Source organism: Dehalobacter sp. (assembly GCA_023667845.1).
In the GTDB taxonomy this organism is placed as follows: domain Bacteria; phylum Bacillota; class Desulfitobacteriia; order Desulfitobacteriales; family Syntrophobotulaceae; genus Dehalobacter.
In genome coordinates, this window is sequence record JAMPIU010000040.1 from 1 (window position 1) to 1,471 (window position 1,471).

Consider the following 1,471-nt stretch of genomic DNA (forward strand, 5'->3'; position numbering starts at 1 on the left):
ATTGGAGTACAAAGAGGTTATCGAGGCCCCTCCATCAGGAGAAAACGTTCTGTTATTCATCGATCCGCCTTACTGCGAGGCTGATCAGAAAAGAGCATATAAAAATCATTTCACCGAGAATGACCATCATAATCTATGCGAACTCCTAAAAAACACTGAGCACAGGTTCGTGCTGACGTATGATAATTGTAAGACAATAAGAGACCTTTACGAATGGGCCAACATACACCCGTTTGCATGGCAGTATAACACGGCAAACGTAAAAAACGGAAAACGGATCTGGGGGGATGAATTGATAATTACAAATTATTAATTTAGTATATCAAAATTATTCAGGGTAACCTGGCCGCAATCGAATTTAAAAATATCTTTTAACCTTGGTTCGCCCCATTCTGCCGATCTTTCATGGTGTGGTAAATCGTTTGTTTCAATGATGTAGTAGTTAAATGCATCCGGATCTATGCCTGTCGGGCCGTTCTTAATCGATCCCGGATCGATCACTACTATAAGCAGATCAAAAGCATCCGGAGTATAGAGACGTTTTGGAATCCGCCCATGAGACCCCTTAATCTCCACACCGAGTTTTTTACCATTGGAAATTCTCTGGGTGATTCCTTTGATCTGAACCGATCTGCCGTCAGGGAGATAGCCGTCGACCTTGACCTTTGAATGACACGAAAAGGTTGACACACCCGGAGGTAATAAGGTAATATCTCTTCTTTCAAGCTCTTGTTTGCAGACAATTTCCCTGAGTGCACCTTTGATATTCTGACGGTAAAGCCGAAAATTTGCCGGTTCCAATATAGTATTTATGATCTCGATATCGCTTAATGAAACCATCTCGCCAGTTCTGGGAAGCAATGCATTGTCATGGGTTAGATCTGCTAACTGAGTGCGTACGTCAACGTCAATTAAGTCAAATCGGTTTATCCATTCGTTTTCCCAGGTAAAACGTTGAGGATCCTGAAATCTATCCGGGTAATCCTGATGTATTTGTAAAGCATCCTTTGGGCAGATGATTATATTTTTATCCGGACAGAGACCCACCAAAAAGTCTGCAAATTCACCGGGGGTATATAATGCATCAGGAAACCTCTCTTTTCCATGCGTCTTATGGAACCGATATCCGATTTGAACTCCCTCAATGGTTTCCCGTAAATGTTGGGTTTTAAGCTGTAACGTATGACCGTTAACAATCAAATCGACAATGTCATCGCCAGAACCGGGCTTACTATCGTAGCCGTTGGCAGACATTAGCTTTTTAAATGACGTCTCAAAGCAATAGCCGATTAACGTGCGTCTTACCGCATCATTTTCAACAAAAAGTGCATCAATGTTATTCCAGGGCAAATTCCCTAACCCTTTTTGAAACCCTGTGACAATGCTTCCGTCGTCTTCAGGCGTCACATCCATATCTGAATGTAGCCTTTACTCGGCAATAAAAACTCCACCTGAAATCCTATGTATTTTT

General features: G+C 41.9%; 2 protein-coding genes. One reads left to right on the top strand and one right to left on the bottom strand.

Annotated features, from left to right (window positions below):
- Positions 1–313, top strand: a 313-nt coding sequence (locus NC238_02030) for a DNA adenine methylase (GenBank protein ID MCM1564736.1), incomplete at its 5' end; no start/stop codon positions are given.
- Here NC238_02030 and NC238_02035 read toward each other — a convergent pair.
- A complete protein-coding gene (locus NC238_02035; GenBank protein ID MCM1564737.1) occupies positions 310–1,413 on the bottom strand; it encodes a hypothetical protein in 1,104 nt (367 codons plus the stop codon). The two genes, NC238_02030 and NC238_02035, sit on opposite strands and share 4 nt — an antisense overlap.
- Positions 1,414–1,471: the final 58 nt, after the last annotated feature.

What these genes read in the sequence shown, in the direction of transcription:
- NC238_02035 (MCM1564737.1), bottom strand. Translation starts at nt 1,413, where the DNA reads ATGGATGTGACGCCTGAAGACGACGGAAGCATTGTCACAGGGTTTCAA.